Origin of the sequence: Pseudoalteromonas holothuriae, assembly GCF_945859825.1 — a bacterium.
Lineage (GTDB): Bacteria > Pseudomonadota > Gammaproteobacteria > Enterobacterales > Alteromonadaceae > Pseudoalteromonas > Pseudoalteromonas holothuriae.
In genome coordinates, this window is record NZ_CAMAPC010000007.1 from 223,385 (window position 1) to 249,548 (window position 26,164).

Below are 26,164 nucleotides of genomic sequence, written 5' to 3' on the forward strand. Positions count from 1 at the left end.
TCCTAAAAATAATACTGACAATCACTGTAGTTACCTTAAAAAGGAATTTTCACTTAGCTGAACCGCTGTTGTTAAAAATACCTTTACAGTTCAATCCATTTAAACGCTAAATACATAATTTACTTTTTATCTACAAATACTTGCTTAACTCACCGCACAGACTATTTTTAATTTTGTTATCCAACATAATTTATGACTCTCTAACCACATAAGGAACTCGCTATGTTATGGCCTGTAAAAAAAGTAACGTGGAAAGTTATTCTGGCAGTATCCACTATCGGTTTACTTAATATTTCAAATGCCTATGCCGAGGTGGCAATTGTTGTCCATCCAAGCAATACATCTTCTTTCGACCAATCAACCATTAAAAAAATTTTTTTAGGTAAGGCAAAGTCTTTTTCTAATGGTCGCTCTGCAATATTAATCAGCACGAGCGCTAAAGACCCAGTAACCGATGAATTTAATACTAAAGTCATCGGTAAATCGAGTAGTCAAGTTAAAGCTTATTGGTCCAAAATTTTATTTACAGGAAAAGGCACTCCCCCACAAGAGATGGACTCAGCCAGCGAAGTTATTGCCACCGTATCCTCAAATCCAGATGCAATTGCATATGTTGATGCAAGTGCGGCCTCAGACGCAGTCAAAGTTGTGGCAACATTTTAAGTAGGGTGTATAAATATGAAAAAATTAATAACCGTCTCTTCAAGCATCGCGATGTTAGTTTCTACTTGTGTATTTGCCGATATGCGGATCGGTGGATACGGCTCTATTATAGCGGGAAAAACACTCGGTACAGTTGATGATCCATTAAACCCTGGACAAACTAGAGATGAAATTCTCACTGCTGACTTTTATGATGTAGGCCAGTATAAAAATGACATTACGTTTAAAGCCGAATCTATTTTTGCTGTTCAAGCGACAATGGACCTAGCTGAGAATTTTAGCGCTACGGCTCAGTTGGTTGCCAAAGGTGTCGATGACTTTGAGCCCGAGTTTGATTGGTATTATGTAACCTATAAGCCCACCGACAACCTAACTCTCATGGCTGGTCGGCGTAACATACCTATGTATTACTTTTCTGAGTTTTCAGAAGTTGGCTATGCCTACCCTTGGATGCGCCCACCGGCCAACCTTTATTGGTGGCAGGTTACGCAATTCAATGGCGTGCATGCAATGTATGACTTTGAGCTAGGTGATTACTCCAATACCATCACTGTATTTTATGGTAACGAATATTCAGACGACAATGTCGAAATGCTCTACTACAACAAACTGTACGGTGGTTCTGCAAGAACGGTCAATGAATTTTGGACAGATATAGCTGGGATGAATTGGAATATTTCAGGTGATAATTTCGACCTACGGTTTGTTTATTTCCAAAATGATCGCGACCGAGAAACAATACAACAAGATGGCAGCATTGACCCTTATACCCCCTTTTCACAAACCTTTATTGGATTGGGTGGTAATATCTCTTTGGATAAGTTCACCTTGTTATTTGACTGGAACTTTGTTGATTACGACGACGATGTAGGCACCGAATTTCCGACATACTTGCTATCTCTTGTATATAACTGGGAAGATTACCAACCCTATATTTCTTACTCTAAAGCAGATCATGAAAGAACTAAAGTGCCCACTGAAGATCTTGAGGAGCACTATATGCTTGGTATCGGCTTAAGATATAATTTTTTACCAACCGCCGCCTTTAAAATACAATATGATAAATTTGTAGACCAAGGAGACAAAGCTGGGGGCTGGGCATACCATGGAGATTCTCGCACCATCACCATGGGTGTAGACTTTGTATTTTAATGCTATATAAATATCCTAAAACGCCACACTTTGTATGTGGCGTTTTTAATTTTCACCAAGACTGTAAGCTATATACAACTTCAATTCGCGATATCTAATATTTAGCTGACATTAAATGAGTGATATTATTAAACTGCTTAGTTTTTATTGTCATAAGCATGCACTAAAACTCGTGCTTTGCTCCTTAATAGTGCCAATGACAACGACATCATCATAAGGTAGTTATAATAAATGAAAGTTATCTCTTTTAATATCAATGGACTTCGTGCCAGATTACACCAGCTACAGGCAATCATCGATAAGCATCAACCCGATGTAATTGGCCTTCAAGAAATAAAAGTACATGATGAAGCATTTCCCTTGGAAGATGTGAAAGCGATGGGCTATCACGTTTATTTTCACGGTCAAAAAGCGCATTATGGCGTTGCATTATTATCTAAAGTGCCGGCAAAACATATTCAAAAAGGATTTTTGAGCGACACTGAAGAGTCACAAAAAAGGATGATTATGGGGACTTTTGACAGCCCTTTAGGGAAAGAGGTGACTGTCATGAACGGGTATTTTCCGCAAGGCGACAATATCAGCCATGAGACAAAATTTCCTTATAAGCGCCAATTCTATACTGATCTGATGACTCACTTAAATACATATTGTGACAACCAGCAAGCACTTGTAGTAATGGGAGACATCAATATTTCTCCTACTGATTTAGATATAGGTATCGGAGAAGCTAACCGTAAACGTTGGTTAAAAACGGGTAAGTGTTCTTTCCAACCAGAAGAACGTCAATGGTTAGATACACTCTTATCTTGGGGCCTAAAAGATACATTTAGAGTGCTAAAGCCTGAAGATACCCAGCAATATTCATGGTTTGATTACCGTTCACGTGGTTTTGATGATAATAGAGGACTGCGTATAGATGTAATTTTAGCAACCGAAAGCCTAATGCAAGATTGCGTTGAAAGCGACATTGATTATGAGTTGAGAAGTATTGAAAAACCTTCTGATCATGCGCCTATTTGGGCAACTTTCAACATTTAGATTATGTGGCTTACTCTCATCGCAGCGGTATTATTTGCCGCTACACTGAACAAGCAAACCTATTATGCTTTGCTCAGTCGCCCTGCACGACAAACCGGTGTATTTGCCTGTGCACTTTGCCTAGCGCTGTTATGGCAAATAAAAGCAGGTATATTAGAACACCTAAACATCCATATATTAGGTGTTACTGCTGCCACACTAATCATGGGCTGGCGACTTGCTTGTTTAAGTGCGCTATTAGCCGGCTTGCTACTTGTCGGTTTTACAGCCCTAACCGCCACGCAACTACCAGAACTTTTAATCTTTACAGCTTTTATTCCTATTTTTTTAAGCTACAACCTATACCTATTATGTTACCATTTTTTACCTAAGCATTTTTTTGTTTATATTTTTGTCTGCGCATTTTTGTGTGCAGGGGCTGTTGGTGCAGCAAAAATAATTATCAGTGGTGGTTACTTTTATCTACTTGGCCTGTATGATCTGATCACATTACAAGAGAATTATGTATTTTATGCCGTTATTATGTGGTTTCCAGAAGCGATGTTAAACGGTATGTTAATCACATTACTTATCACCTATCGCCCTCATTGGGTTAAAACATTTTACGATCAGGAATATCTAAATAAATGACTTTACTGTATCAGTGCCCTTTGTGCGCTCAGGCACTCGTGCAACATAATCAAAGCCTATGTTGTGAAAATCATCATCAATTTGATTTTGCAAAGGAAGGTTACATCAACCTGCTACCAGTACAACACAAAAAGTCAAAGCAACCTGGTGACAATTTGCCTATGGTGCAGGCGCGTCGAGCATTTTTTGCAACAGATCACTATGTATTTTTACAACAAGCAATCGTTGAATTAATTGCATCATACAAGCCAAACACTGTACTTGATTTAGGCTGTGGCGAGGGGTTTTATACTCACGCTATTGCCAACAAAGTGAACGCACAAATTTACGGGGTTGATATCTCTAAATCAGCCATAAAATATGCTGCAAAACGCTATAAAAACGTCAATTTTAGTGTAGCTTCAATTAAACAAGCACCGCTAAAGAAACAATCAGCAGATGTGCTACTGAGCGTATTTGCCCCCATCTTTTCAGATGAATTACATCGATTATGCGCTAATGATGGTACTTTACTTATTGTTAGTCCAGGACCTAGGCACTTATTTGAGTTAAAAGAACATATTTATGATGATGTGCAAGTGCATGACGCCACAAAAGCACCACAAGGATTTGTTTTACACAATCATACATTGCTTGAAACCCAACATACAATTGAGACAAATACGATTGAAAAACTCATACAAATGACACCATTTGCATGGAAATTCAAAGACAGTCACTACGAAATGCTACATAAATCTGCGTCGCACACCGTAACGCTGTCATTTTATCTTAGCGAATTTAAAGTCGCGTAATAATAAAGCAAAGAGCAGTTTATCTAAAACTGCTCTTTGGTAAACGCCTTGTCCATTTTATTGAACATATCAGATAATAATTTAGCTAAATCTTGGTATCGCGGCTTTCTAGAAGCCATAGGGCTATCATAACCATTTGCAACCATTTTATGGTATAGCTCGTTATACCATGAGTAAAGTGATGGGTTAAGCGGCGTTTCACTACGTTTGCCTAACCATAACAATCCCTGAACTGGTAATGATAAAAAAAACAACGCGACTGCAATTGCCTGAGGCAAATATTGCATTCCTAGCTGACTGGTTTGAAAAAACACCGTAAAAATTGCCAGCATCGGCATAACTGACAACGATATTTCCGTTGCCTTAATAACTCTAAATTCTGCAAACACTGGCGCTAGCTCTTTGCGCATTGGCCATTCCTTTGCGTATTGGCGTCCAAGCTGCACTTGTGAAATAAGACTTTTTTGCATCATCACTCCTAGGTGCTAACTTTTAAATAAAAAATCGGGTAAAATTGCTAATAATTAAGTCAATTAGCCATTTTTCTAGCACGTAGCTTATTCGCCACTATGCTGTAAGCTTAATACGTGTTTACTGTTATTGTCAAAACGGAAAGTCATTATGTCATCTTCCCATGTTCTGGTTTTAAACTGTGGTAGTTCAAGTCTCAAATTTGCCATCATTGATGTTCAATCTGGTTCAGAAGTACTTTCTGGTCTTGCTGAGTGTCTTGCTGAACAACAGCCGCTTATAAAATACAAATACGATGGCACAAAACAAACGATCACACTTAATCATGGTGATGCACACCAAGTAGCCATTGCTCAGCTAGTTGAGCTAGTAAAAAAACTCGGACTAGATAAGCACCTAATAGCCATAGGTCATCGAGTCGTGCACGGCGGAGAACACTTTACACATTCCGTACTAATCACAAAAGGTGTGTTGAATGCAATAAAACAAACCAGTACCTTAGCACCACTGCACAACCCAGCTAATTTACTTGGCATTGAAGCCGCGCAAGCTGCATTCTCTTCATTACCACAAGTTGCTGTTTTTGATACCGCGTTTCATCAAACAATGCCACCACAGGCATTTTTATATGCTTTACCATATTCACTTTACAAAGAGCACGGTATTCGCCGTTATGGCTTTCATGGTACCAGCCATTACTATGTATCGACCCAAGCCCACAAAGTTTTAGCGTTAGATCAACAAAACTCACGCATTGTGAGTGCGCATTTAGGTAACGGTTGCTCAGTAGCAGCTATAAAAAATGGTCAGTCAGTTGACACCAGCATGGGTTTAACACCACTTGAAGGCTTGGTTATGGGCACTCGTAGTGGCGATATCGACCCTGGTATTTTTACCTTTTTAGTAAATCAGCTAAAATATTCACCCACTCAAATAGACTTACTCTTAAATAAACAAAGTGGTCTCCAAGGCATCAGTGAATTATCTAACGACTGTCGAACAATTGAAGAAGCCGCTGCAAATGGCCATGAACAAGCACAACTTGCCTTAGATATATTTTGTTATCGTTTAGCAAAACAGATCGCGGCGTTTGCCGTGCCACTTGGCGGACTTGATGCACTTATTTTTACCGGTGGAATAGGTGAAAACTCCAATACTATCCGCGCCAAAGTTGTCTCTGGGCTTAGTTTTTTAGGGCTGCAACTGGATGATGATAAAAACCTAGCTGCACGTTTTGGCCAACAAGGGGTGATCACCACCTCAAGTAAGCCCTGTGCTATTGTAATTCCAACCAATGAGGAGTTGGTAATAGCAACCGACTCCGCTGCCATTGCACAGGAGCTATAATATGGGACGTCGTATTATGCTTATCCCTATATCAACGGGTGTAGGCCTAACTTCTGTTTCGGTGGGGCTTGTCAGAGCATTGGAACAAAAAGCAGTTAAAGTGAATTTTTTCAAACCAATTGCACAACCTCGAAAAGACGAGCATGGCCCTGAAAAATCAACTGTCATTGTGCAACAAGGCTCTGCCGTTAACCCTCCAATGCCTTTCGAGCTTAGTTACGCAGAACAAATGATAGGAGATGGCAAAGGTGATGACTTACTTGAAGAAATAGTAGAGCGCTTTGAAAGTGCCATCGCTGATGACGAAGTAGCCATTATTGAAGGCATGGTGCCGACACGCTTACAACCCTATGCTGGACGTGTAAACAGAGAGATAGCACAAACGCTTGGCGCTGATATTGTGTTTGTGCTGACACCGGGCAATGACAACAATGAACAATTAGAAGACCGCCTAGAAATCGCAGCTGGAAATTATGGTACAGTTAATCACGCTCGTGTACTGGGCTGTATTTTCAACAAAGTAAATGCGCCGCTCGATGAACAAGGCCGCGCTCGTGCTGATCTTGTCGAACAACATGACCCTGATGCGTTAGAAAACGAAATAAACCGTCTCGCATCTTTACCTATCTTTCGTAAACACCCATTTATGTTACTTGGCAGCATACCTTGGGATTTTGACCTCGTTGCACCACGGGTAATCGATTTAAGCAATTATCTAAAAGCAGAAGTAATCAATAGTGGTGATATGGAACATCGACGTTTACGCCGTGTCACTTTTTGTGCAAGAACTGTATCAAATATATTGAATCATTTCACACCTGGTGCTCTGCTGGTTACCCCTGGGGACCGCTCTGATGTGTTGGTAGCGGCCTGTTTATCTGCTATGAATGGAACCAAACTAGGTGCTATATTATTAACTGGTGGCTTTAAGCCAGAACCTCGCATCATGACTTTATGTGAACAAGCGATGCAAACAGGCCTACCGATTTTGGCAACAAATGCAGACACTTGGCGAACATCTTTGCTTTTACATAATTTCAATATGGAAGTACCCAGTGATGATGACCAGCGCATTGATAAAGTAAAGCAGCACAACGCCAACCATATTGACTCTGATTGGCTTAATGAACTGGCAATTGGAGTCGCTAAGACACGTAAACTTTCACCACCCGCATTTCGCTATTTATTAACTGACTTGGCCCGTAAAGCCGATAAAACCATTGTACTTCCAGAGGGCAATGAACCGAGAACAATTAAAGCAGCTGCAATTTGCGGTCAGCGAGGTATCGCGAAAACGATACTACTGGGCGAGCGCGAAGAAATTGAACGCATTGCAGCACAACAAGGTGTTGAACTTAACGAAAATGTAACAATTTTAGAGCCTCAGCACCATATTGATAATTACATTGCCCCTATGGTTGAACTGCGCAAAGGCAAAGGTTTGACAGAAGTTGTTGCTCATGAACAATTACAAGATAACGTGGTACTGGGTACTATGATGCTGGCACAAAATGAAGTAGATGGCCTTGTATCGGGCGCAGTAAACACCACGGCGAATACTATTCGTCCCTCGTTACAGCTTATCAAAACGGCACCTGGTTCATCTTTAGTTAGTTCAGTGTTCTTTATGCTTTTACCAGATCAAGTCTTAGTTTATGGCGATTGTGCAATCAATCCAGATCCAACGGCCGAACAACTTGCTGATATTGCCATTCAGTCTGCAGATTCAGCAGCGGCTTTTGGGATTGATCCGCGTGTTGCTATGATCAGCTACAGCACAGGTACATCCGGTCAAGGTGCTGACGTTGATAAGGTGCGTGAAGCCACTCAATTAGCACAGCAAAAAAGACCTGACCTCGATATTGATGGTCCTTTACAATATGACGCTGCGATTATGGAAAATGTTGCCAAGAAAAAAGCACCCAACAGCAAAGTTGCGGGTAAAGCAACAGTCTTTGTATTTCCAGATTTAAATACTGGTAATACAACCTATAAAGCAGTACAAAGAAGTGCAGAGCTCATTAGTATTGGTCCTATGCTTCAGGGTATGCGAAAACCAGTAAATGACTTGAGTCGCGGCGCGTTAGTGGATGACATTGTATATACTATTGCGCTTACCGCAATACAAGCTCAGCAAATTATAGATCAACTAAAGTAACCATTGATTAGCTGAGCGTTTTTTGAGGGTGTCTTTAAAAACTCTTGGCTATACTGATTTTAAGCAAACTTATTGGATAGAGGTAGAGCGTGTCAAAACAAACGCTACAGTTACTCAATCAAACATTTACGATACATAGTTTAGATTGTGATGCCGCTATTCCCAGTGCGGTTGTTAATGCCAATATTTTTTTCATTGCTAAAACCGAAGATGAATTGTCTGTTGTTTGTCCAAGCAACATTCAATTAGATAGTTTTGCTGCTGAAGGAGATTGGAAAGCACTTGAAGTAATTGGTCCGTTAGGATTTTCTCTAACAGGGATTATGGCAAATATATCAGGTGTACTTGCCAAGGCGCAAATATCAATTTTCTCGGTATCTACCTACGATACCGATTACATTTTAGTTAAACAACAACAAATCGATGCAGCTATCAAAGCACTCAAAAAAGATGGATATTTGGTTTTATAAATGCAATTTTCTAAATCAGTAGACTACGCCCCAATCGCCTCTGTTGAGCATCTTTTGATGAATCTTGCCAGCCCATTCACTGGCAAAGTTTACCCTCTGAGCGTACATCCAGAGACCTTACTTGCAACAAGTATGTTAGGTAGAGGAGTCTGTGTAGAGATGACAGGTAATAAAGTAACATCTCCCATATCAGGTACTATCGAACAAATAAAACGCAAGGGTTGTGAATTTATTATCGTTGCTGATAATGGCTTAAAACTCATGGTCCATGTTCACTTGCCAAACGAATATAATACACTTGGCCAACAAGCCATCAATGCATTTGGTAAAAAGCACATTGAGCAAGGTGAAATTCTCGCTTATTTCGACCTACCATCATCACAGCAAAAAATATTAGGAACACTCATCGTGCTCAATGCAGATAAGCTCGGACCATGTTATTATCCTTTAAAACAAGTGAGTGCAGGACAAGATCCACTCTTATCCATTACCAAAAAACAATCACCACAGGGCCAGTAATATGACCATCATGTACGGTATTCCAAACTGCGATACAATAAAAAAAGCGAAGAAGTTACTCACCGACAATAACATTGATTTTACTTTCCACGACTATCGAAAAGATGGCATCAATGAGGCTTTAATTGACACTTTCTTTATGCAATTAGGCTGGGAAAATGTGCTCAATAAACGGGGTACAACTTACCGTGCCTTAAGCGATGAGCAAAAACAAACGCTCAATGAACAAAGTGCAAAAAAATTATTGTTAGACGCTCCTGCCATGATTAAACGTCCTATTCTGGTACATCAAGATCACTATCACCTTGGTTTTAAAAAAGAACAGTACCAAGGGATTTTTTCTCTATGAATGACAGTCACTTAAGTGAAGTCATTACACTTGCTAGAGCGCTAATCCAACGCCCTTCAGTGACCCCAGAAGATGCTGGATGCCAAGACATAATGAACAAACGCCTTAGTGCTCTGGGGTTTAATATCGAAGAGCACTTTTTTGTCGATACGTTAAATACATGGGCAAGAAAAGGGACCATAGAGCCTCATTTTTGCTTTGCTGGGCATACTGACGTTGTACCCACAGGTGACGAGTCAACATGGCAATACCCACCGTTCGATGGGCAAATCTATAACGGAATGCTTCATGGCCGAGGTGCTGCAGATATGAAAGGCTCATTAGCTGCAATGCTTGTGGCTACGGAACGATTCCTCACTAAACACCCAAACCACAATGGGTCAATTTCATTTTTAATTACCTCTGATGAAGAAGGTCCATTTATCAACGGTACGACCCGTATTGTTGATTTATTACAAGCCCGAAATGAAAAGATAGACATGTGCTTGGTCGGTGAGCCTTCATCACGAGCGCACCTTGGCGACGTGGTAAAAAATGGACGTAGAGGCTCCTTAACTGGGCACTTAACAGTCCAAGGTAAACAAGGCCATGTAGCCTACCCTCACTTGGCAAATAACCCAATACATAAAGCGTCGCCTGCGCTGGCACAACTGAGTGAAACAACTTGGGATAATGGCAACGAATACTTCCCTGCAACTAGTTTTCAAATATCTAACATTCAAGGTGGCACAGGCGCTGGGAATGTTATTCCAGGTGAGTTATACGTGCAGTTTAACTTTCGCTTTAGCACTGAGGTCACAGCCGATGAGTTAAAAACCAAAGTAAATAATATTCTTCAAGCACACCAACTTGAATATGAATTAGAATGGACTTTAAATGGCCTACCATTTTTGACCGAACCAGGCCCTTTACTGGATGTCACCCTATCTGCGATTGAAGAAATAACAGGTACAATTAGTACTGCAGAAACTTCTGGTGGTACCTCTGATGGACGCTTTATTGCTCAAACTGGTGCTAAAGTGATCGAACTTGGGCCCCTTAACGCTACAATTCACCAAGTAAATGAATGTGTGAGCATCGAAGATTTAGATAATCTTGCGCTTATTTATGAACGCATATTAGAAAAACTGCTGACTTGAGACTTTTATGGATATGTCAAAAATTGCCTGCGGTTTATCTGATGCACACCTCGCCTGCTGGCAAAACATCTATGTGCATAAGGACATTATTGATGACCTAAACATGTTATCCAGCGCAGCCAAACGAGACGGGTTTGAGTTGCGTATTGCGTCAAGCTATAGGGGCTTTGAGCGTCAGGCTGCTATTTGGAACGCAAAATTCGCCAAGCAACGCCCTGTCTATGATATCAATGGTCAAGAAGTTGACTTATCTAAACTAGATGAACAAGCTAAGTGTGAAGCAATTATGCTTTTCTCTGCTTTGCCGGGTGGCAGTCGACATCACTTTGGCAGCGATTTAGACATATATGCTGCAAATTGCCTTGCGCCAAATCAAAACTTGCAACTTGAACCATGGGAGTATCAACTAGGCGGGCCATTCGCTGAGTTTAGCAATTGGCTAGATGAACATTTACAAACGTACAGCTTTTTTAAACCCTACAATTGCTATCAAGGAGGCGTGGCTCAAGAGCCTTGGCATATTAGCCACCAGCGTGTTGCTAAGCAACTTGAACAGTATCAAAGCACACACAACATCGCTGCAGCATTAAAAAATCAAGAGGTGTTAGGAAAAAAAGCAATTTTAAGCAATTTAGCAATGCTTCATAAGCGCTTTATCAGCAATATTACTTATCCTAATTAAATACGCTTCTAGACACAGCTAACGATAGCTGTGTCTGATAAAAAAACATTTAAGATTGACGATAGTTTGCAAAAAACCGCTGCATACGCAACATTGCAGGCTCTAATTCATCTTTATGTGGTAAAAAGACCAATCTAAAATGATCTGGCTCTGGCCAATTAAACGCACGCCCATGAACAAGTAGTATCTTTTCTTCCCGTAACAAATCGAGCATCAATTTTTCATCATTCTTGACATTAAACTTAATAGTGTCGATTTTAGCAAACGCATAGAGTGCACCTTTTGGTTTAACGCACGACAAACCTTCTATATTGTTTAGACCATCATAAGCTATATTTCGCTGCTCAAATAACCTTCCACCGGGCTCAATTAAAGCATCAATAGATTGCACACCCCCAAGCGCTTGTTGAATTGCAAACTGTGCAGGTACGTTTGCGCATAAACGCATTGAGGCAAGCATATCTAATCCCGTTGCTAAATCTCCCATTGCACTGACTTTACCACTTAAAATCATCCAGCCCATCCTCAGACCAGCAGCACGATAAGTTTTAGCCAAACCATTAAAAGTAATAACTGGTAAATCATCACACATTGCAGCTATTGAGGTGTGCTCAGCACCATCGTATAAGATTTTTTCGTATATCTCATCACTCAATAGCAGCAACTGGTGCTCACGCGCGATATCAATTAACCCTTGAAGTAGCGCTTTATCGTATACGGCTCCAGTGGGGTTATTCGGATTTATCAGCACAAGTGCTTTGGTTTTATTCGTTATTTTTTGTTTTATATCGACTAAATCAGGAAACCAATCTTGTTGTTCATCACAGCGGTAATGAACAGGTGTTCCCCCTGCCAACTTGACCGACGCGGTCCATAGCGGGTAATCAGGTGCCGGAATAAGCACTTCATCACCATTGTTGAGCAATGCTTGGGTCGTCATTTGAATCAGCTCACTCACTCCGTTACCAATGTAAATATTATCAACACTGATATTTGGTAACGATTTTTGCTGATAGTGCTGGTACACCGCCACACGTGCTGAATATAGCCCTTTAGAATCACAATAGCCTTGAGCTGAGTATAAATTGCGAATAATATCTCGGTGCATGTCCTCCGGCATATCAAAGCCAAAGGCTGCCGGGTTACCTATATTTAGTTTGAGTACTTTAAGCCCATCTTCTTCCATTTTTTTGGCTTGTGTGAGCACTGGGCCACGAATGTCATAGCACACACCGTCAAGTTTGTTACTTTTTGTAATTTTTGTCATTTATCCCCCCATTTCCAATGCCTAGCATAGCCTATATATGCCCAGAAAAACCAGAGGGATAAACGAAGATATCTATAGAATAATAAAAGTTATGGATTCATCGCAAGCCATTGCAGCAACTGAGACTTAGAGCCAACAACCTGCTCTGTTATCTGTTCCATATTTTCAGTAACACTAAGCTCATCTCCTTTGATTAACCCCTGCTCAATCGCTCTGGCTGTGCCGCTTAAGCTAATTGCACCAAACTGAGCAGCGTTAGACTTTAAACTGTGGGCATGACGTATAGCTTCTTGCTTATCGCAATCAAGCGCCAATTTGAGATCGTTCTCTAACCTTTCAAATTCACTGCAACAAAAAACCAAAGTGTCTTCGAATTGATCCCCAAGCAGAGATTGCATACTTTCCAGCGCACCATTATCAATACTTACGTTCATAAAATTCCCTTCCAACAGGTCGTTACTTGTAATGCTAGACAATTCACCTATCGTTAGCAAAACAATTTGATATTTATGATAACATTTATCATGTGTTTTTGTTTTAGAGCAAACAATGAAGAGAAATTGTTGTACAAAGTGCCATTACCCTGAAACAACATGTGTATGTCATTATGTAACCCCTTCACTATCAAATAAAACCAAAATTGTCGTTTTACAATACCCAGACGAAGTATCTCTGGCAAAAAATACTGTACGACTTTTAAAATTACAACTAACCAATATTTGCGTTTTCACTGGAGAAAGTAGTGATGACTTTACTCAAGTGCAAAAAATAACGCAAAACCAACGGTGTGCCTTATTATACCCCAATGAGCAAGCTATCACTGTGCAACAGCTCAGTGAGCAGCATGCTCCCATAGACGTACTAATTGTTATTGATGGTACGTGGAAAAAAACACACAAAATATTTGCCCTAAATCCATGGCTCAATAAACTCCCAAAAGTGACTTTTTCTCAAATACCCAAAAATCAATATCGCATTCGCAAGGCTGAGCAAGCGCATAGTTTATCAACTTTAGAGGCTGTTTCACTATTTTTGAATGAATATGAGCAAATAGATCAACAACCCTTGCTTAATTTACTCAATGGGATGGTAATGCAACAAACGAAGTTGATGCCAGAACACGTTAAATCTCGGTATAAATTATGAGTTACATACCAAGGATCGCATCTAATTTTAAAAGAGAAGGCCCTGATTATCGTTTTGATGATCAGACGGATTTTCAAGAAATTAAGCATACCTTTGGTTTTAGAACAATCACAATCGGAAGTTGGGTTACCCCTTATGAACAGCGCATTGGCGCTAATTTAATTTATGATGCATTGGCTGACTTAGCACAGATTTTACAAGTTCCCCCACAGGTTATTGGCCTAAGAGGTACTCTCAATTTTGCTTTCGGTGCGGGGGGACAACTCGGTGTACAAGCACATTATGATGCAGCAGCAAGAACCCTAGCGCTGGCAAAAAATGCCGGAGCTGGTGCTCTGGCGCATGAGTGGTGGCATGCATTTGACCACTATATTTGTAAAAAGCTATTTGCCAGTACAACCCCCCTATCATTTGCATCTAGCCTATGGATACAGTGTAATGTCACTTACCGCCATCCACTTAATTTATTATTAGATCAATTTTTTAAGCAACTATTTTTAAGTGACAATACTGATCAACCCAGCCAATTTTTTCAACAAGCTAAAGCACTTGATATGCAATACGATTTACTCTATTTTAGCCGTCCACAAGAAATGAGTGCTCGTGCTTTTGAAGCATGCATAAGCCACAATCCAAAAATACTCAATGAGTATCTCGTAAGCGGAGTAAAAAACAGCAAACTACAAAAGCAAGGAGGATTCCCATGTTTAGATAATATAATCACCCTATCAGACATCATCTTCCACTACTTCAGTGAGCTAGGTACTGCTTTACATCATCACTGTGACTAACCTTATACAACCACTTCAAATAGTCCTCAAATGCCAATGGTTTCGATATAAAATAACCTTGTCCATAATCGCAGCCATAATGTTGTAAACGCGTGTAGCTTTGCTCACTTTCAATACCTTCAGCAACCACCCTTAGACCCAAACTATGCGCCAAATCTGACATTGCTTTAGTGATGGTCTGATTACTTTTAGAAGTTTCTATATCCATAACAAACTGCTTATCAATTTTTAATTCATCAAACCCTAAACGACTTAAGTAAGCTAACGAGGAATAACCTGTTCCGAAATCATCGAGCGCTAATTTTACGCCTACACTACGATAATCATCTAATATGTTTTTCAAGTATATTTCATTGGCGATTGTGACTGACTCTGTAATTTCAATCACAATTTGTGACGGATTTAAATTCAGTTGATTCACCAAAGTTATTAAATGTACCAACAGTTCTTTTTTTGCGAGATCTTTTCCTGAAATGTTAAGCGATAAAACATGCCCTGGATACTGTTCAACCAGCTGTTTTTGGTAATTTAACCCTTTTTCCAATACTAATTCAGTTAAAGAGTGAATAAGCCCTGATGATTCAGCAATAGGAATAAATTCATCTGGTGGTATTTGCCCTAATTTAGGGTGAAACCACCTTAATAAACCTTCGCAGCCGTATACTTTCCCAGTTGCTAAATTTATTTGCGGCTGAAGGTACAAGCTAAAACTATCATTCTCAATTGCTTCTTTCAAAGCAGAAGATAACTGCATCCGACGTTCTGATACCACTGAGTTAGCCAGATCAAATATTTGCCAACGCTCACTATGATCCGATTTAGTGGATAGCGCTAACATTGCTTTTTGAACGAGTCCTTCAGCAGTCTTTGCATGCAAGGGATAGTGAGCAACACCCACTTCAATCTCATCGACCAATCGAATACCTTTATAGTCGATCCCTTCTTCAAACACGCTTGATAAAATACACACATATTGCTCAATTTGGCTTAATGACAGCTTACCAAGCAAAGTAATACCAAAAGTACAGTCATCTAAGCGGAATATTTCTGTGTTACGGGCCTTTTGATCGCTTAGCGTTAAGGTGCCATAGGTATCCAACTGCAAGTGCAATTTGCTAAAAAGCTCATTCAAATGCTTATTTGCATGTTCAAGACCCAAATTTAATCGTATTGAGTGGATAACTAAAGGTCTAAATAACAACAAAGTATGATGCGTATTAGCATGCACTAAATGCGTTAAATATTGATTCAAAGCATAACGATTTGAAAGCCCTGTATCTGGGTCATGTAGACTATAAAATAGTACTCGCTCTTTAAGTTTTTTATCGTTAACAAATATATTGAACATAAGTAGTAGGATATGCATCACAATTGCTAATTTACTCACTTCAAGCATCTGACCGTTGGTAATAATACCTAATTGCATACTTACCCACACGAAGCCAAGTGCCAACATAGGCAACCAAGCGCCCGCCATTAGCCAAATATCTGTGGTTACCTCTGTTCGACATTGATAGTAAACTGCAATTAATACAGCTGCAGTGACCAGGCAAGCTAAAGCTTGAAATTGGTTTGATAAGGCAGTACCCATACCAAACAATATTGCAGCGCCTACAACGAGCCCCCCAGTTGTGATCCAAACTAAGTATGAAAGCTCTTTATTGTCTTTCATCGACGAAAAGCATGATTTATGGTATATCAAGCACATAGCGCACGCCAAAATAAGCCAGCTGCCATTTAAAGAAGCGATTGATTTACCCAATTCAAGCGGCAAATAAAAATAAATACTGCCATTGTTAACACTACATTGTATAGCTAAAAAGCTTATATAAATACCAAGTAAAGCCAAGTGTTTACGCTTAGTTATTAACGCCATACACGCTAATAATAAAGCGATAAAGTAAAGCAACCCGAGTTCAATACCATACCAAAATAATTTCGACTGATTTTGCTTTTTGAAATTTTCTTGTGACGTTACGAAGTAATTAAACTTCACTGTATAGGGAGAACGAATATGAATATATACCAGTGAGTTTCGCTCTGAAGCTGCAAACATAATATGGGGAGAAATACTTTGTAAACGAGAGTAAGAGGCATTATCTTGGGGTATTGTTACCTGCTCTATGACATTGCCCTGTAGAACTCGATAAAATTCAACCAAGCTATTAATTGGCTTTTCTATATAAAGCACATGACTTGAACCAGACAAATTCAATTGTGAGGTCTCGACTCTAAGCCAGGTTGATACTAACTTGGGTGCGATAGGAGATTGCTTATCAAGTGCTACAAATTCACTTTCCCTTTGTAAAATATCTTCGATCGGCTGTTGGTTGCTTAAATCATTATAGTAAGAAACTGGTGAAGCCAAAGAGCCACAACTAACTGTCATGGTTAGATAAAGCATAAACACCAGAAAGGCTTTATTAATACCCATCTTCACTCCTTTAAAAACGCGCCATGTATTTACGCATGACTATTAGTTAGTATGGAAGTTTTCTGGGTTAATGCGAGCAAATAAATGATAAAGAGGCGGTGCATGTCGGTACACCTAAAATCCACCGCCTGTTAAAAGCGGTAATTAATTGTTGTTATTGTCGGCACTGATGCGACTGGCAACCGCACTATTCTGGCCTTTATATTTTGCATCTTTACGGATGTTATAAGGGTTATCAGCAGCACTGGTCATCGTTTCAAAGCTCAACGCCCCTATTTTCATTTTTGGTCTTAAAGCCAAAGGTAATTTACCCGAATTATAAAATTCAAGGACGATATTACCTGCCCAACCAGGGTCAATTCTATGTGCTGTTACATGCACCATAAGCCCTAAACGTGCTAATGATGATCGCCCATCTAACCAACCAACTAAATCTGCAGGTAATGTCACCGATTCATAAGTCATCGCTAAGGCTAATTGACCAGGATGTAAGAAAAACGCTTGTCCATCTTCAAGGACAATTTCGTCACTCATAATCGACTCCATTGCCGCATTAAGCTGATCTTTAGGTCCACTTAAATCCACGTAGGGCGCACCATAGTCTTGAAATACACGAAACTTATTACCCAGTCTCAAGTCAACTGTAATACCAGAAATCATGTCTTCGCTTGGCGCAGGCTCGATAATGATTTTTTGTTCTGCAACTGCTTGTTTTATATGTTTATCTGATAATCTCATTAATCAGTCATCCGTAATGACGATATCGACAGTTGGGGCCGACAGCGTTTGATAATAGAGCATGCTGCTGAGTGTTTGAGCGCATGCTGCGTAATGTTCAAAAATATTGGCATGCTCAACGGATAGACAGCCTCCAAGTTCAGACGTCTCTCTGATCTCCATGTTAAGCGGTATCGCGGCCAACAATGGTACTGCATGTCGAAGTGCTAACTGTTCGCCACCGTGTTTGCCAAACACATGATTTTTTTCACCACAATGCGTGCATACAAAATGGCTCATATTTTCAATTAACCCCAAAATAGGTAAGTTAACCTTGTTGAACATAGCGATGCCTTTTTGTGCATCAAGCAATGCCAAGTCTTGCGGGGTTGTCACAATCAACGCACCACTGGCTGGTACTTTTTGTGTCATTGTTAATTGAATATCACCCGTGCCCGGCGGCATATCTACAATTAAATAGTCAAGTTCACCCCATTGAGTTTCGTTCAGCAACTGGTTAAGTGCGCCAGATGCCATTGGGCCACGCCAAACGGTGGCATCTTGTGGAGAAACTAAAAAACCGATTGATTGTACCTTAATTCCATCTTTGCTGATTGGATTTAGTGTCTGATTATCTTGTGTTGTCGGTTTTTCATCCATAACCGAAAACAATGAAGGAATAGAAGGCCCATATATGTCAGCATCGAGCACTCCCACTTTGCCACCTTGAGCTTGTAAAGCGCGTGCTAAGTTAACCGCAGTTGTTGACTTGCCAACTCCACCTTTGCCTGAAGCAACCAATACAATATGTTTTATATTTTTGAATTTATAGGCTTTTGGCAACAAACAGTTAATAACAACGTCAATGCTTTTATCAAATTTTGACGATAGCATTTCACGCAAAAAAACAGCAGCTCCAGATGCCGCAAATGGCAGATTCAAAGTTACTTTTACTATTGAGCCCTGAATGTCAATTTTCTCCACCCAACTTGACTCAATACCTAATGGAAATACGCTACTTTTATACGCTGCCAACTCGCTAAAAATCTGTTGTTCTAATTGATTGTCTTTTTTAAAAAGTTTATTGAGGCCAAACATAGAAATAAAACGCACTCTAGTGATGAAAAAGGCCACGGAATTATGTAACATTCAACCCATTAAAACCAGTCTATTAATGCGATACATGTCACTAAAATGGCAAGTGATTGCTTAAACTTTGCGGTTTGGCTGATAATTGAACGCAGTCACGCGACAATCTTGGAACAGTTATGACGAAGAGAAAAATTCTCATCACCAGTGCATTACCTTATGCAAACGGACCTACGCACCTTGGTCACATGTTAGAATATATTCAAACAGACATTTGGTCTCGCTTTCAAAAATTGCGCGGCCATGAAACCTATTATGTGTGCGCAGATGATGCTCACGGCACGCCCATTATGCTCAATGCACAAAAACAAGGGATCAGCCCTGAAGAAATGGTTAAAAATGTCAGTATTGAGCGCCAACGCGACTTTGCAGATTTCAATATTGAATTTGATAACTACCATAGTACTCACAGTGAAGAGAACCGTGAACTAAGCGCGCTCATCTATAAGCGTTTGGATGAAAAAGGTCACATTAAAAAGCGCACGATTTCTCAGCTTTTTGACCCTGAAAAAAATATTTTCCTACCAGATCGTTTCGTAACAGGTACTTGTCCAACATGTGATGCACAGGACCAAAATGGTGATAGCTGTGATGCTTGTGGTGCAACTTATAGCCCTACCGAGCTAAAAAATCCACGTTCAGTTATGTCAGGAGCAACACCTGTTTTAAAAGACTCTGAGCATTTCTTTTTTGACTTGCCCGCTTTTGAGGGCATGTTAAAAGAGTGGTTACACTCTGGTTCATTACAATCAGAAATGGCAAATAAACTTGAAGAATGGTTTGCTGATGGCCTGCAGCAGTGGGACATTAGCCGTGATGCTCCTTACTTTGGCTTTGAAATTCCAGGTGCTCCTGGTAAATACTTCTACGTGTGGCTCGATGCACCAATCGGTTACATGGCAAGCTTTAAAAACCTCTGTGATAAAAAAGGCCTAAATTTTGATGAGTTTTGGGCTGAAGACGCTAACACCGAGCTTTATCACTTCATTGGCAAAGATATTATCTACTTCCACAGCCTGTTTTGGCCAGCCATGCTAGAGGGTGCACAGTTCCGAAAACCAACAAATGTCTATGCACATGGCTTTGTAACAGTCAATGGCGCAAAGATGTCCAAGTCCAAAGGAACCTTTATTAAGGCGCGTACCTACTTAGAACATTTAGACCCAGAGTTTTTAAGGTATTACTTTGGGGCCAAATTAAATAGCGGCATTACCGACTTAGATCTAAATTTAGACGATTTTGCGCAACGTGTTAACTCGGATTTAGTCGGTAAAGTCGTCAACATCGCCTCACGATGTGCTGGCTTTATTAGCAAGAAGTTTGACGGAAAAATGAGTGATAATGTGCTTGAACCTGAGCTTATCGCGCAGTTTAAAAACGCCTCTGAGAGCATTGCGCAATATTATGAACAACGTGATTACAGCAGAGCCATTCGTGAAATTATGGCGCTTGCTGATAAAGCAAACCAGTTTATTGATGCACAAGCACCATGGGTATTAATTAAGGATGAACAAACGCAAGCACAAGCGCATGATGTGTGTTCTGCTGGTCTAAATATGTTCAAAATATTAATGACCTATTTAAAACCTGTTTTACCTGCCATGGCTGCCAATGTAGAACAGTTTTTGAATACTGAATTAACTTGGGATAGTACGCAAGATGTACTTACTGGGCATAGTATCAACAAATTTAAAGCGCTCATGCAACGTGTTGATATGGATAAAGTAAACCTGATGCTAGATGAATCTAAAGAAAGCTTGGAAGCCAGTAACAAACCTAAGCTCGACCCAAATAGCCCACTGGCCAAAGAGCCTATTTGCGAAGAGATTGAATTTAACGACTTTGCCAAGGTAGACTTACGCGTCGCTAAAATAGCCAAAGCTGAACATGTCGAAGGCGCGGAAAAGTTACTTAAACTCACCCTTGATTTAGGTGGTGAAACTCGCCAAGTATTTGCAGGCATAAAATCAGCATACTCTCCAGAGGAGATTGAGGGTAAGCTGACTATAATGGTCGCTAACTTAAAACCGCGAAAAATGCGCTTTGGTATGTCAGAGGGTATGGTTTTAGCAGCAGGTCCTGGTGGCAAAGAAATTTATATTTTAAACCCAGATGAAGGTTCTGAACCAGGCATGCGCGTCATGTAAGCTTATTATTTTATATTTTTAAAGGCCCATTATGGGCCTTTTCCATATTTATACCTGAAAGTATTACAAAAAGCCTCATATGTAATGCTTTGTTACAACTTTAGAACCTAAATAAACAACTAGACATATCTTATCGTTTATTATCCTTGTATCGGTATCAACAAAAGCTTGATACCAACAACATCAACAGTTGGAAGGAAGATAACGTGGCTAGTAAAAAACAAATATTATTACCCCTTGCGGTATTAGTCGGAGGCATAGGCATAGCAGTCGCATTCTCAGCAATGAAACAGCCTCCTGAACAAAAACCCGAACAAGTAATTCACCCCCTTGTCGAAACCAAACCTATACTCGTTGCGCCGATGCAACTCAATGTAGATTCATATGGACTGGTCAAACCAAAATACAACACTGAGCTTGTCGCCCAAGTAAGCGGTCAAGTGATTGCTGTGTCTGATGCGTTTGTAAAGGGTGGGTTTGTAAATCAAGGGGATATACTTGCCCGTATCGATCCGAACGACTATGAAGCCGCTTTAATTGAAGCACAAGCAAGCCTTGCACAAGCAAGCTCTGCACTGGAAATAGAACAAGCACAAGCGCACGTTGCAAAGACTGAGTGGCAGCGCATTAAAGATAATGCCAGCGCAACAATTCCATCCGAGTTGTACTTGCGCAAACCACAATTAGCAGAGAAACTTGCAAGTTTTCGCGCTGCACAAGCGAGTGTAAAAAGAGCAAAACGCAACTTAGAACGCACTTACATTAAAGCCCCTTACGATGCAATTATTGCCAGTAGAGATTTAAGCCTAGGGAGTGTTGTCAATCCTGGTAGTACATTTGGTATGCTTAACGCAACATCAGTTGCCGAGATACGCTTACCTGTCGCCGATAATGAGTTGCAATACCTTGTTAATGGAGGAATTAATGCAAACGTAACACTCACCGCCCAAGTTGAAGGTAAACCAGTAAAGTGGCAAGGAACGATTGTTCGCAGCGAAGGGGTTATTGACCAACGCAGCCGTATGACCTACCTCGTTGCGCAGGTAAAAAGACCCTACGCAAGTGATAGAACACCACTTCGCTTTGGGGCTTACCTAAATGCCACAATCGATGGCAAAACCATTGATAATGCTGCATCAATTCCTCAGTACCTGGTTAAAAATGGCCAAGTGTCCATTATTAATGATGACCACACATTAAGCTTTAAAACGCTCAACATAATAAGAGAATATAATGGCTATTCCATTGTAGATGCGGGAATTAACAATGGCGCGCAACTAATAACCTCAGCGCTTGAGTACCCTACTGAAGGCATGCAACTTAAATTAAATGATGGTACCGAGTCGGTGACTGATACTCAGCTTGCATTGAAAGAGGAGTAGATCATGAGTAATCTAACTGAAAAAGGCATTATTGCGTGGTTTGCACGCAACCCAGTTGCCGCAAATTTACTCATGATATTTATTCTCGTAGGTGGGTTACTTACTTCTTTTTCAATCAGAAAGCAGATGTTTCCACAATATGAAAGTCACTGGTTAAGTGTACAAGCCATATACCCTGGGGCTGCACCACAAGAAGTAGAAGAAGGCATCACAATTAAGGTCGAAGAAGCCATGGAAGGGCTTGAAGGGATCAAACGAATGATCACCTATTCCAACCGTGGCTTTTCACAAACTTGGATTGAAGTTGAAGATCACTACGACCCCCTTTTGGTGTTAGACGAAGTTAAAATGCAAGTTGACTCTGTACCTAGTTTTCCTGTTGGTATGGAGCGCCCAATAGTCAGCTATGACAAGGCAACCCAAGAAGTAATGTGGCTGTCTTTATATGGTGATTTAAATAATGTGCAACTAAAAGAACTCGGTAACACTATTCATGACGAGATGCTGGCTCTACCAGGTATTAATTTGGTGCAATTTTATAGTGGCCTAAACTATGAAATTGGTATCGAAGTAAGCCCAGATAAATTAAGAGAATATGGTTTAAGCTTTAGAGATATTTCACAAGCTGTGCAGTCTTTTTCTGCGAATATGTCTGCAGGTCAAATTCGCTCTGATAATGGCTACATTTCAATGCGTGTTGAAAATCAAGCATACCGTGGCAATGAGTTCGCAAACCTTCCTCTGATAACGCTTGAAGATGGTGCGCAAGTTAGTTTAGGTGATGTAGCAACTATCCATGATGGTTTTGAAGAAGGACTACAGTATTCTAAATACAATGGTAAAAACTCACTCACCTTTGAAATTCAAGCATCCAAAGATCAAGATATTACCGTCGTTGCAAGTACCATTAATAACTACCTTGCGCAACGTTCAAAAACGTTACCTAATGGCGTTAATATCGAGCCATTTATTGACCTAACATACTATCTCAATGGTCGCCTCAACATGATGATAGAAAACATGATTTTAGGTGGTATTTTAGTCATGTTAATGCTGGCATTATTTTTACGCGTCAGATTAGCTTTTTGGGTAATGATGGGCTTACCAGTTTCTTTTCTAGGTGCATTTTTACTTATGCCAATAGGCACTTTAGATATTACTATTAACCTAGCATCTCTTTTTGCCTTTATTTTGGTTCTAGGAATAGTCGTTGATGATGCCATTGTGGTCGGCGAGTCTGTGCACTCCGAAATTGAAAAGCATGGCCACACATTAGATAATGTGGTTCGAGGTGTTAAGCGTGTTGCTATTCCAGCAACCTTTGGTGTGCTCACCACTATCGCCGCTTTCTTGCCACAAACATTTGCAACAGGCCCTGCTGCTGCATTTTCTAAAGCCATCGGCGGAGTGATTATTCTGTGTTTGATTTTCTCTTTAATCGAATCAAAACTAATCTTGCCAGCTCACTTAGCCGCCATGAAAAATAAACCGAGCAACCCTAAAAACCCATTCCACCGTTTGCGTGCGTCACTTGATGGTGGTTTAAAACATTTTATCGATAAGATGTATCGTCCATTTATTGAGCGATGTATCCACTATCGCTATACCGTTATTATCAGCTTTCTAGCCATTATTATTGTTGCTGGTGGAATGTTTGCCGGTGGTTTCATTAAGTTTGTTGCTAATCCGAAAATTCCACATGATTTTCCACAAATCAGTATTGAAATGAACTTATCATCATCAGAGTCGGCGACACTACAAACTGTACAAAAAGTGGAAGCATTAATCTTAGAAGTAGATAAGCAAATTGAAGCGACCTATGGCACTGGTATGATCCGTGATTTGTCAGTGAGTTTAAGAGGGCGCACAAATGCTAATATTATGGCTATTTTAGTCGAGCCGGATTTAAGACCTGTTGATACTTTTGCGCTAAGTGCCATGTGGCGAGAGCAGATGCCACCATTGCCTGGCGTTAAAACACTTAATATTCAAGATAGTATTGGTAATGGCGGACGAGATGATGGAGACATTAATTTCCGCTTAGAAGGTAAAAACAAAGATCAACTTCAAGAAGTCGCAAACTTATTAAGAGAGAAACTCAATACTATTGAGGGCGTCGGTGATGTAAATGACTCGATGCAAAGCTCAACGGATGAAGTTCAACTTGAACTTAAACCTTTAGCTTACAGCATGGGCCTCACTTTATCTGATGTTGCCTCTCAAGTTAACTTTAGCTACTACGGCTTAGAGGCACAAAGAATCTTACGAGATGGTGAAGAAATTAAAGTGATGATCCGCTATCCAAAAGAAGCCCGCAACTCAATTAGTGATATTCAAGATGTGCGTATTATCAGCCCATCAGGTGCTGAAGTGCCTTTAATTGAAATTGCGAATGTGAAACTAGTTGATGGTGTAAACCGTATTCGTCGTGAAAATGCAAAGCGTACTGTAAACGTCTGGGCATCTGTGGATACTAACCAAGCTGAACCTTTTAAAATTGCTGAAGAAATACGCGATGAATATTTGCCTTCTTTATTAAAAAATTATCCGGGCGTAACCAGCAATGTTGCTGGTCGTATTCAAGAAGAAATGAACAGTGTGGCTGAGCAAGTCAGAGACTTCGCACTTTCTCTGATGATTATCTTCGCACTGCTGGCGATCCCACTGCGCTCATACTCTCAGCCTCTTCTTATCATGTCGGTGATCCCATTTGGCGTTGTGGGTGCTGTCATTGGTCATATGGTTATGGGTATCACTATGAGTAGCTTATCTTTCTTCGGAATTATAGCTGTAGCAGGTGTTGTGGTTAATGATTCATTAGTGATGGTTGATTTTGTCAATAAAGCGCGAGAACAAGGTAGAACAATCAAACAAGCGGTTGTTGATGCCGGATGCATGCGCTTTAGAGCAATACTATTAACCTCCTTAACTACGTTTATGGGGTTGGTTCCAATTATCACGGAAACAAGTTTGCAGGCTCAAATTGTTATACCAATGGCTGTATCGCTCGCATTTGGCGTCTTATTCGCCACTGTAATCACGCTCGTACTCATACCATGTCAATATGTTGTACTCGAAGATATTAAAGCACTCTTTAAAAAGTGGTTTAATAAAGCAGACCACACGCCAGCTGTAACAGAACAAATTTAAATTTGTACCTTCCCAACCAAAAAGCTCGTTGAAAAACGAGCTTTTTTTATCTCAGCCGCATTCCTGCCTTTACTTATTACTCATTTAATTACAGACTTAAGAAATCTAGAACCATTCTCAATTTATTATGAAACTAATACAAACAATTCTAGTAACATTTGTTTTATTTTTAGTAGGCTGTGGTGACAGCGATATGCCTAAAGGTGATGAAAGTAACCCTGGCGTTACCGCAACAATTTATTTCGATGCTTTGTATAATAAGAATAATATAAATATGGCGCTTGAACATGCAACCCCTAGATTAGCGAGAATCATGCGTTCATATGGAACAGCATCACAATTTGCGCGTAATTTAGTGAATATGCAGTTCGATGAAGTTACCATTGAAATTGATATGACTAATGCAAGCTTACGTGAGCAATATGGTGACAAAGCAAAAATAAACTTAGTATTTACTGGCTCCTTTAACGGAGATAAAGTCGATGACATGCGCAGCGTTCAAATGCTAAGAAAAAAAGGCAAATGGTATATCGATAAAATCAATCCAGACCCATTTGCCAGATAAA

General features: G+C 40.1%; 24 protein-coding genes. 18 read left to right on the forward strand and 6 right to left on the reverse strand.

Annotation, left to right across the window (positions count from 1 at the left end; all coding sequences use genetic code 11):
• Positions 1-222: 222 nt before the first annotated feature.
• The 5 genes from OCI93_RS11395 to rlmA all read left to right on the forward strand — a co-directional run bounded on the left by OCI93_RS11395 (position 223) and on the right by rlmA (position 4,280).
• On the forward strand, positions 223-663 hold the full coding sequence (locus OCI93_RS11395) for a substrate-binding domain-containing protein (protein WP_261592898.1): 441 nt from the start codon (positions 223-225) through the stop codon (positions 661-663).
• Between the two features lie 15 nt (positions 664-678).
• The gene (locus OCI93_RS11400) at positions 679-1,815 is read left to right on the forward strand and encodes a porin (protein WP_261626449.1); all 1,137 of its coding nucleotides are present in this window, start codon (positions 679-681) and stop codon (positions 1,813-1,815) included.
• Positions 1,816-2,046: 231 nt separating this feature from the next.
• Positions 2,047-2,856 carry an exodeoxyribonuclease III gene (gene xthA, locus OCI93_RS11405; protein WP_261592896.1) on the forward strand — a complete coding sequence of 270 codons (810 nt, stop codon included), beginning with the start codon at positions 2,047-2,049 and terminating at the stop codon, positions 2,854-2,856.
• A 3-nt stretch (positions 2,857-2,859) separates the two neighbouring features.
• Positions 2,860-3,486, forward strand: a complete 627-nt coding sequence (locus OCI93_RS11410; protein ID WP_261592895.1) for an energy-coupling factor ABC transporter permease — start codon at positions 2,860-2,862, stop codon at positions 3,484-3,486.
• Positions 3,483-4,280, forward strand: a complete 798-nt coding sequence (rlmA, locus tag OCI93_RS11415; RefSeq protein WP_261592893.1) for a 23S rRNA (guanine(745)-N(1))-methyltransferase — start codon at positions 3,483-3,485, stop codon at positions 4,278-4,280. Before OCI93_RS11410 ends, rlmA begins: the two co-directional genes overlap by 4 nt.
• A gap of 23 nt (positions 4,281-4,303) precedes the next feature.
• Here rlmA and yfbV read toward each other — a convergent pair whose 3' ends face one another.
• The gene (gene yfbV, locus OCI93_RS11420) at positions 4,304-4,750 is read right to left on the reverse strand and encodes a terminus macrodomain insulation protein YfbV (RefSeq protein ID WP_261592892.1); all 447 of its coding nucleotides are present in this window, start codon (positions 4,748-4,750) and stop codon (positions 4,304-4,306) included.
• A 151-nt stretch (positions 4,751-4,901) separates the two neighbouring features.
• Between yfbV and OCI93_RS11425 the strand changes: the two genes are divergently transcribed.
• The 7 genes from OCI93_RS11425 (at position 4,902) to OCI93_RS11455 (ending at position 11,415) form a co-directional block, all read left to right on the forward strand.
• Entirely contained in the window at positions 4,902-6,098 is a 1,197-nt protein-coding gene (locus OCI93_RS11425) for an acetate kinase (protein ID WP_261592891.1), read from the forward strand.
• A gap of 1 nt (position 6,099) precedes the next feature.
• Entirely contained in the window at positions 6,100-8,256 is a 2,157-nt protein-coding gene (pta, locus tag OCI93_RS11430) for a phosphate acetyltransferase (RefSeq protein ID WP_261626450.1), read from the forward strand.
• Between the two features lie 89 nt (positions 8,257-8,345).
• Complete coding sequence (locus OCI93_RS11435; RefSeq protein ID WP_261592889.1) at positions 8,346-8,726, forward strand: ACT domain-containing protein; 381 nt, start codon at positions 8,346-8,348, stop codon at positions 8,724-8,726.
• The gene (locus OCI93_RS11440) at positions 8,727-9,245 is read left to right on the forward strand and encodes a PTS glucose transporter subunit IIA (protein WP_261592888.1); all 519 of its coding nucleotides are present in this window, start codon (positions 8,727-8,729) and stop codon (positions 9,243-9,245) included.
• A gap of 1 nt (position 9,246) precedes the next feature.
• The gene (locus OCI93_RS11445; protein ID WP_261626451.1) at positions 9,247-9,594 is read left to right on the forward strand and encodes an ArsC family reductase; all 348 of its coding nucleotides are present in this window, start codon (positions 9,247-9,249) and stop codon (positions 9,592-9,594) included.
• The gene (gene dapE, locus OCI93_RS11450; RefSeq protein ID WP_261626452.1) at positions 9,591-10,733 is read left to right on the forward strand and encodes a succinyl-diaminopimelate desuccinylase; all 1,143 of its coding nucleotides are present in this window, start codon (positions 9,591-9,593) and stop codon (positions 10,731-10,733) included. The genes OCI93_RS11445 and dapE overlap by 4 nt, the downstream gene beginning before the upstream one ends.
• A 7-nt stretch (positions 10,734-10,740) precedes the next feature.
• Complete coding sequence (locus tag OCI93_RS11455) at positions 10,741-11,415, forward strand: M15 family metallopeptidase (RefSeq protein ID WP_261626453.1); 675 nt, start codon at positions 10,741-10,743, stop codon at positions 11,413-11,415.
• A gap of 49 nt (positions 11,416-11,464) precedes the next feature.
• Here the strand turns inward: OCI93_RS11455 and OCI93_RS11460 are convergent, their stop codons facing one another.
• Both OCI93_RS11460 and OCI93_RS11465 read right to left on the reverse strand, forming a co-directional pair.
• Entirely contained in the window at positions 11,465-12,682 is a 1,218-nt protein-coding gene (locus OCI93_RS11460) for a pyridoxal phosphate-dependent aminotransferase (protein WP_261595395.1), read from the reverse strand.
• 89 nt (positions 12,683-12,771) lie between these two features.
• The gene (locus OCI93_RS11465) at positions 12,772-13,116 is read right to left on the reverse strand and encodes an Hpt domain-containing protein (protein WP_261595396.1); all 345 of its coding nucleotides are present in this window, start codon (positions 13,114-13,116) and stop codon (positions 12,772-12,774) included.
• 115 nt (positions 13,117-13,231) lie between these two features.
• Here OCI93_RS11465 and OCI93_RS11470 point away from each other — a divergent pair, with 115 nt between their 5' ends.
• Together OCI93_RS11470 and OCI93_RS11475 are read left to right on the forward strand one after the other, a co-directional pair.
• Positions 13,232-13,828, forward strand: a complete 597-nt coding sequence (locus tag OCI93_RS11470; protein WP_261595397.1) for a tRNA-uridine aminocarboxypropyltransferase — start codon at positions 13,232-13,234, stop codon at positions 13,826-13,828.
• The gene (locus OCI93_RS11475) at positions 13,825-14,619 is read left to right on the forward strand and encodes a CLCA_X family protein (RefSeq protein ID WP_261626454.1); all 795 of its coding nucleotides are present in this window, start codon (positions 13,825-13,827) and stop codon (positions 14,617-14,619) included. The genes OCI93_RS11470 and OCI93_RS11475 overlap by 4 nt, the downstream gene beginning before the upstream one ends.
• Here the strand turns inward: OCI93_RS11475 and OCI93_RS11480 are convergent.
• The 3 genes from OCI93_RS11480 to apbC all read right to left on the reverse strand — a co-directional run bounded on the left by OCI93_RS11480 (position 14,579) and on the right by apbC (position 18,868).
• A complete protein-coding gene (locus OCI93_RS11480; RefSeq protein WP_261626455.1) occupies positions 14,579-17,053 on the reverse strand; it encodes an EAL domain-containing protein in 2,475 nt (824 codons plus the stop codon). The two genes, OCI93_RS11475 and OCI93_RS11480, sit on opposite strands and share 41 nt — an antisense overlap.
• Positions 17,054-17,197: 144 nt before the next feature.
• A complete protein-coding gene (dcd, locus tag OCI93_RS11485; protein WP_261595400.1) occupies positions 17,198-17,791 on the reverse strand; it encodes a dCTP deaminase in 594 nt (197 codons plus the stop codon).
• A gap of 3 nt (positions 17,792-17,794) precedes the next feature.
• Positions 17,795-18,868: an iron-sulfur cluster carrier protein ApbC gene (apbC, locus tag OCI93_RS11490; protein WP_261626465.1), complete on the reverse strand. Its 1,074-nt coding sequence runs from the start codon at positions 18,866-18,868 to the stop codon at positions 17,795-17,797.
• A 170-nt stretch (positions 18,869-19,038) separates the two neighbouring features.
• Here apbC and metG point away from each other — a divergent pair, with 170 nt between their 5' ends.
• From metG to OCI93_RS11510, 4 genes are all read left to right on the forward strand, one after another.
• Positions 19,039-21,066 carry a methionine--tRNA ligase gene (metG, locus tag OCI93_RS11495; protein ID WP_261595401.1) on the forward strand — a complete coding sequence of 676 codons (2,028 nt, stop codon included), beginning with the start codon at positions 19,039-19,041 and terminating at the stop codon, positions 21,064-21,066.
• 206 nt (positions 21,067-21,272) lie between these two features.
• Positions 21,273-22,448 (forward strand): efflux RND transporter periplasmic adaptor subunit, encoded by a 1,176-nt coding sequence (locus tag OCI93_RS11500; RefSeq protein ID WP_261595402.1) that lies wholly within the window; start codon positions 21,273-21,275, stop codon positions 22,446-22,448.
• Positions 22,449-22,451: 3 nt separating this feature from the next.
• A complete protein-coding gene (locus OCI93_RS11505) occupies positions 22,452-25,598 on the forward strand; it encodes an efflux RND transporter permease subunit (protein WP_261595403.1) in 3,147 nt (1,048 codons plus the stop codon).
• 127 nt (positions 25,599-25,725) lie between these two features.
• Positions 25,726-26,163: a hypothetical protein gene (locus tag OCI93_RS11510; protein ID WP_261595404.1), complete on the forward strand. Its 438-nt coding sequence runs from the start codon at positions 25,726-25,728 to the stop codon at positions 26,161-26,163.
• The last annotated feature ends 1 nt before the right edge of the window (position 26,164 follow it).

Bases quoted from the DNA above. Each gene is read 5' to 3' on its own strand.
- pta (WP_261626450.1), top strand. From the start codon at position 6,100: ATGGGACGTCGTATTATGCTTATCCCTATATCAACGGGTGTAGGCCTA.
- OCI93_RS11445 (WP_261626451.1), top strand. From the start codon at position 9,247: ATGACCATCATGTACGGTATTCCAAACTGCGATACAATAAAAAAAGCG.
- OCI93_RS11400 (WP_261626449.1), top strand. From the start codon at position 679: ATGAAAAAATTAATAACCGTCTCTTCAAGCATCGCGATGTTAGTTTCT.
- OCI93_RS11440 (WP_261592888.1), top strand. From the start codon at position 8,727: ATGCAATTTTCTAAATCAGTAGACTACGCCCCAATCGCCTCTGTTGAG.
- xthA (WP_261592896.1), top strand. From the start codon at position 2,047: ATGAAAGTTATCTCTTTTAATATCAATGGACTTCGTGCCAGATTACAC.
- rlmA (WP_261592893.1), top strand. From the start codon at position 3,483: ATGACTTTACTGTATCAGTGCCCTTTGTGCGCTCAGGCACTCGTGCAA.
- OCI93_RS11460 (WP_261595395.1), bottom strand. From the start codon at position 12,682: ATGACAAAAATTACAAAAAGTAACAAACTTGACGGTGTGTGCTATGAC.
- OCI93_RS11480 (WP_261626455.1), bottom strand. From the start codon at position 17,053: ATGGGTATTAATAAAGCCTTTCTGGTGTTTATGCTTTATCTAACCATG.
- OCI93_RS11395 (WP_261592898.1), top strand. From the start codon at position 223: ATGTTATGGCCTGTAAAAAAAGTAACGTGGAAAGTTATTCTGGCAGTA.
- dcd (WP_261595400.1), bottom strand. From the start codon at position 17,791: ATGAGATTATCAGATAAACATATAAAACAAGCAGTTGCAGAACAAAAA.
- OCI93_RS11425 (WP_261592891.1), top strand. From the start codon at position 4,902: ATGTCATCTTCCCATGTTCTGGTTTTAAACTGTGGTAGTTCAAGTCTC.
- dapE (WP_261626452.1), top strand. From the start codon at position 9,591: ATGAATGACAGTCACTTAAGTGAAGTCATTACACTTGCTAGAGCGCTA.
- OCI93_RS11505 (WP_261595403.1), top strand. From the start codon at position 22,452: ATGAGTAATCTAACTGAAAAAGGCATTATTGCGTGGTTTGCACGCAAC.
- yfbV (WP_261592892.1), bottom strand. From the start codon at position 4,750: ATGCAAAAAAGTCTTATTTCACAAGTGCAGCTTGGACGCCAATACGCA.
- OCI93_RS11470 (WP_261595397.1), top strand. From the start codon at position 13,232: ATGAAGAGAAATTGTTGTACAAAGTGCCATTACCCTGAAACAACATGT.
- OCI93_RS11410 (WP_261592895.1), top strand. From the start codon at position 2,860: ATGTGGCTTACTCTCATCGCAGCGGTATTATTTGCCGCTACACTGAAC.
- OCI93_RS11465 (WP_261595396.1), bottom strand. From the start codon at position 13,116: ATGAACGTAAGTATTGATAATGGTGCGCTGGAAAGTATGCAATCTCTG.
- OCI93_RS11455 (WP_261626453.1), top strand. From the start codon at position 10,741: ATGGATATGTCAAAAATTGCCTGCGGTTTATCTGATGCACACCTCGCC.
- metG (WP_261595401.1), top strand. From the start codon at position 19,039: ATGACGAAGAGAAAAATTCTCATCACCAGTGCATTACCTTATGCAAAC.
- OCI93_RS11510 (WP_261595404.1), top strand. From the start codon at position 25,726: ATGAAACTAATACAAACAATTCTAGTAACATTTGTTTTATTTTTAGTA.
- apbC (WP_261626465.1), bottom strand. From the start codon at position 18,868: ATGTTTGGCCTCAATAAACTTTTTAAAAAAGACAATCAATTAGAACAA.
- OCI93_RS11475 (WP_261626454.1), top strand. From the start codon at position 13,825: ATGAGTTACATACCAAGGATCGCATCTAATTTTAAAAGAGAAGGCCCT.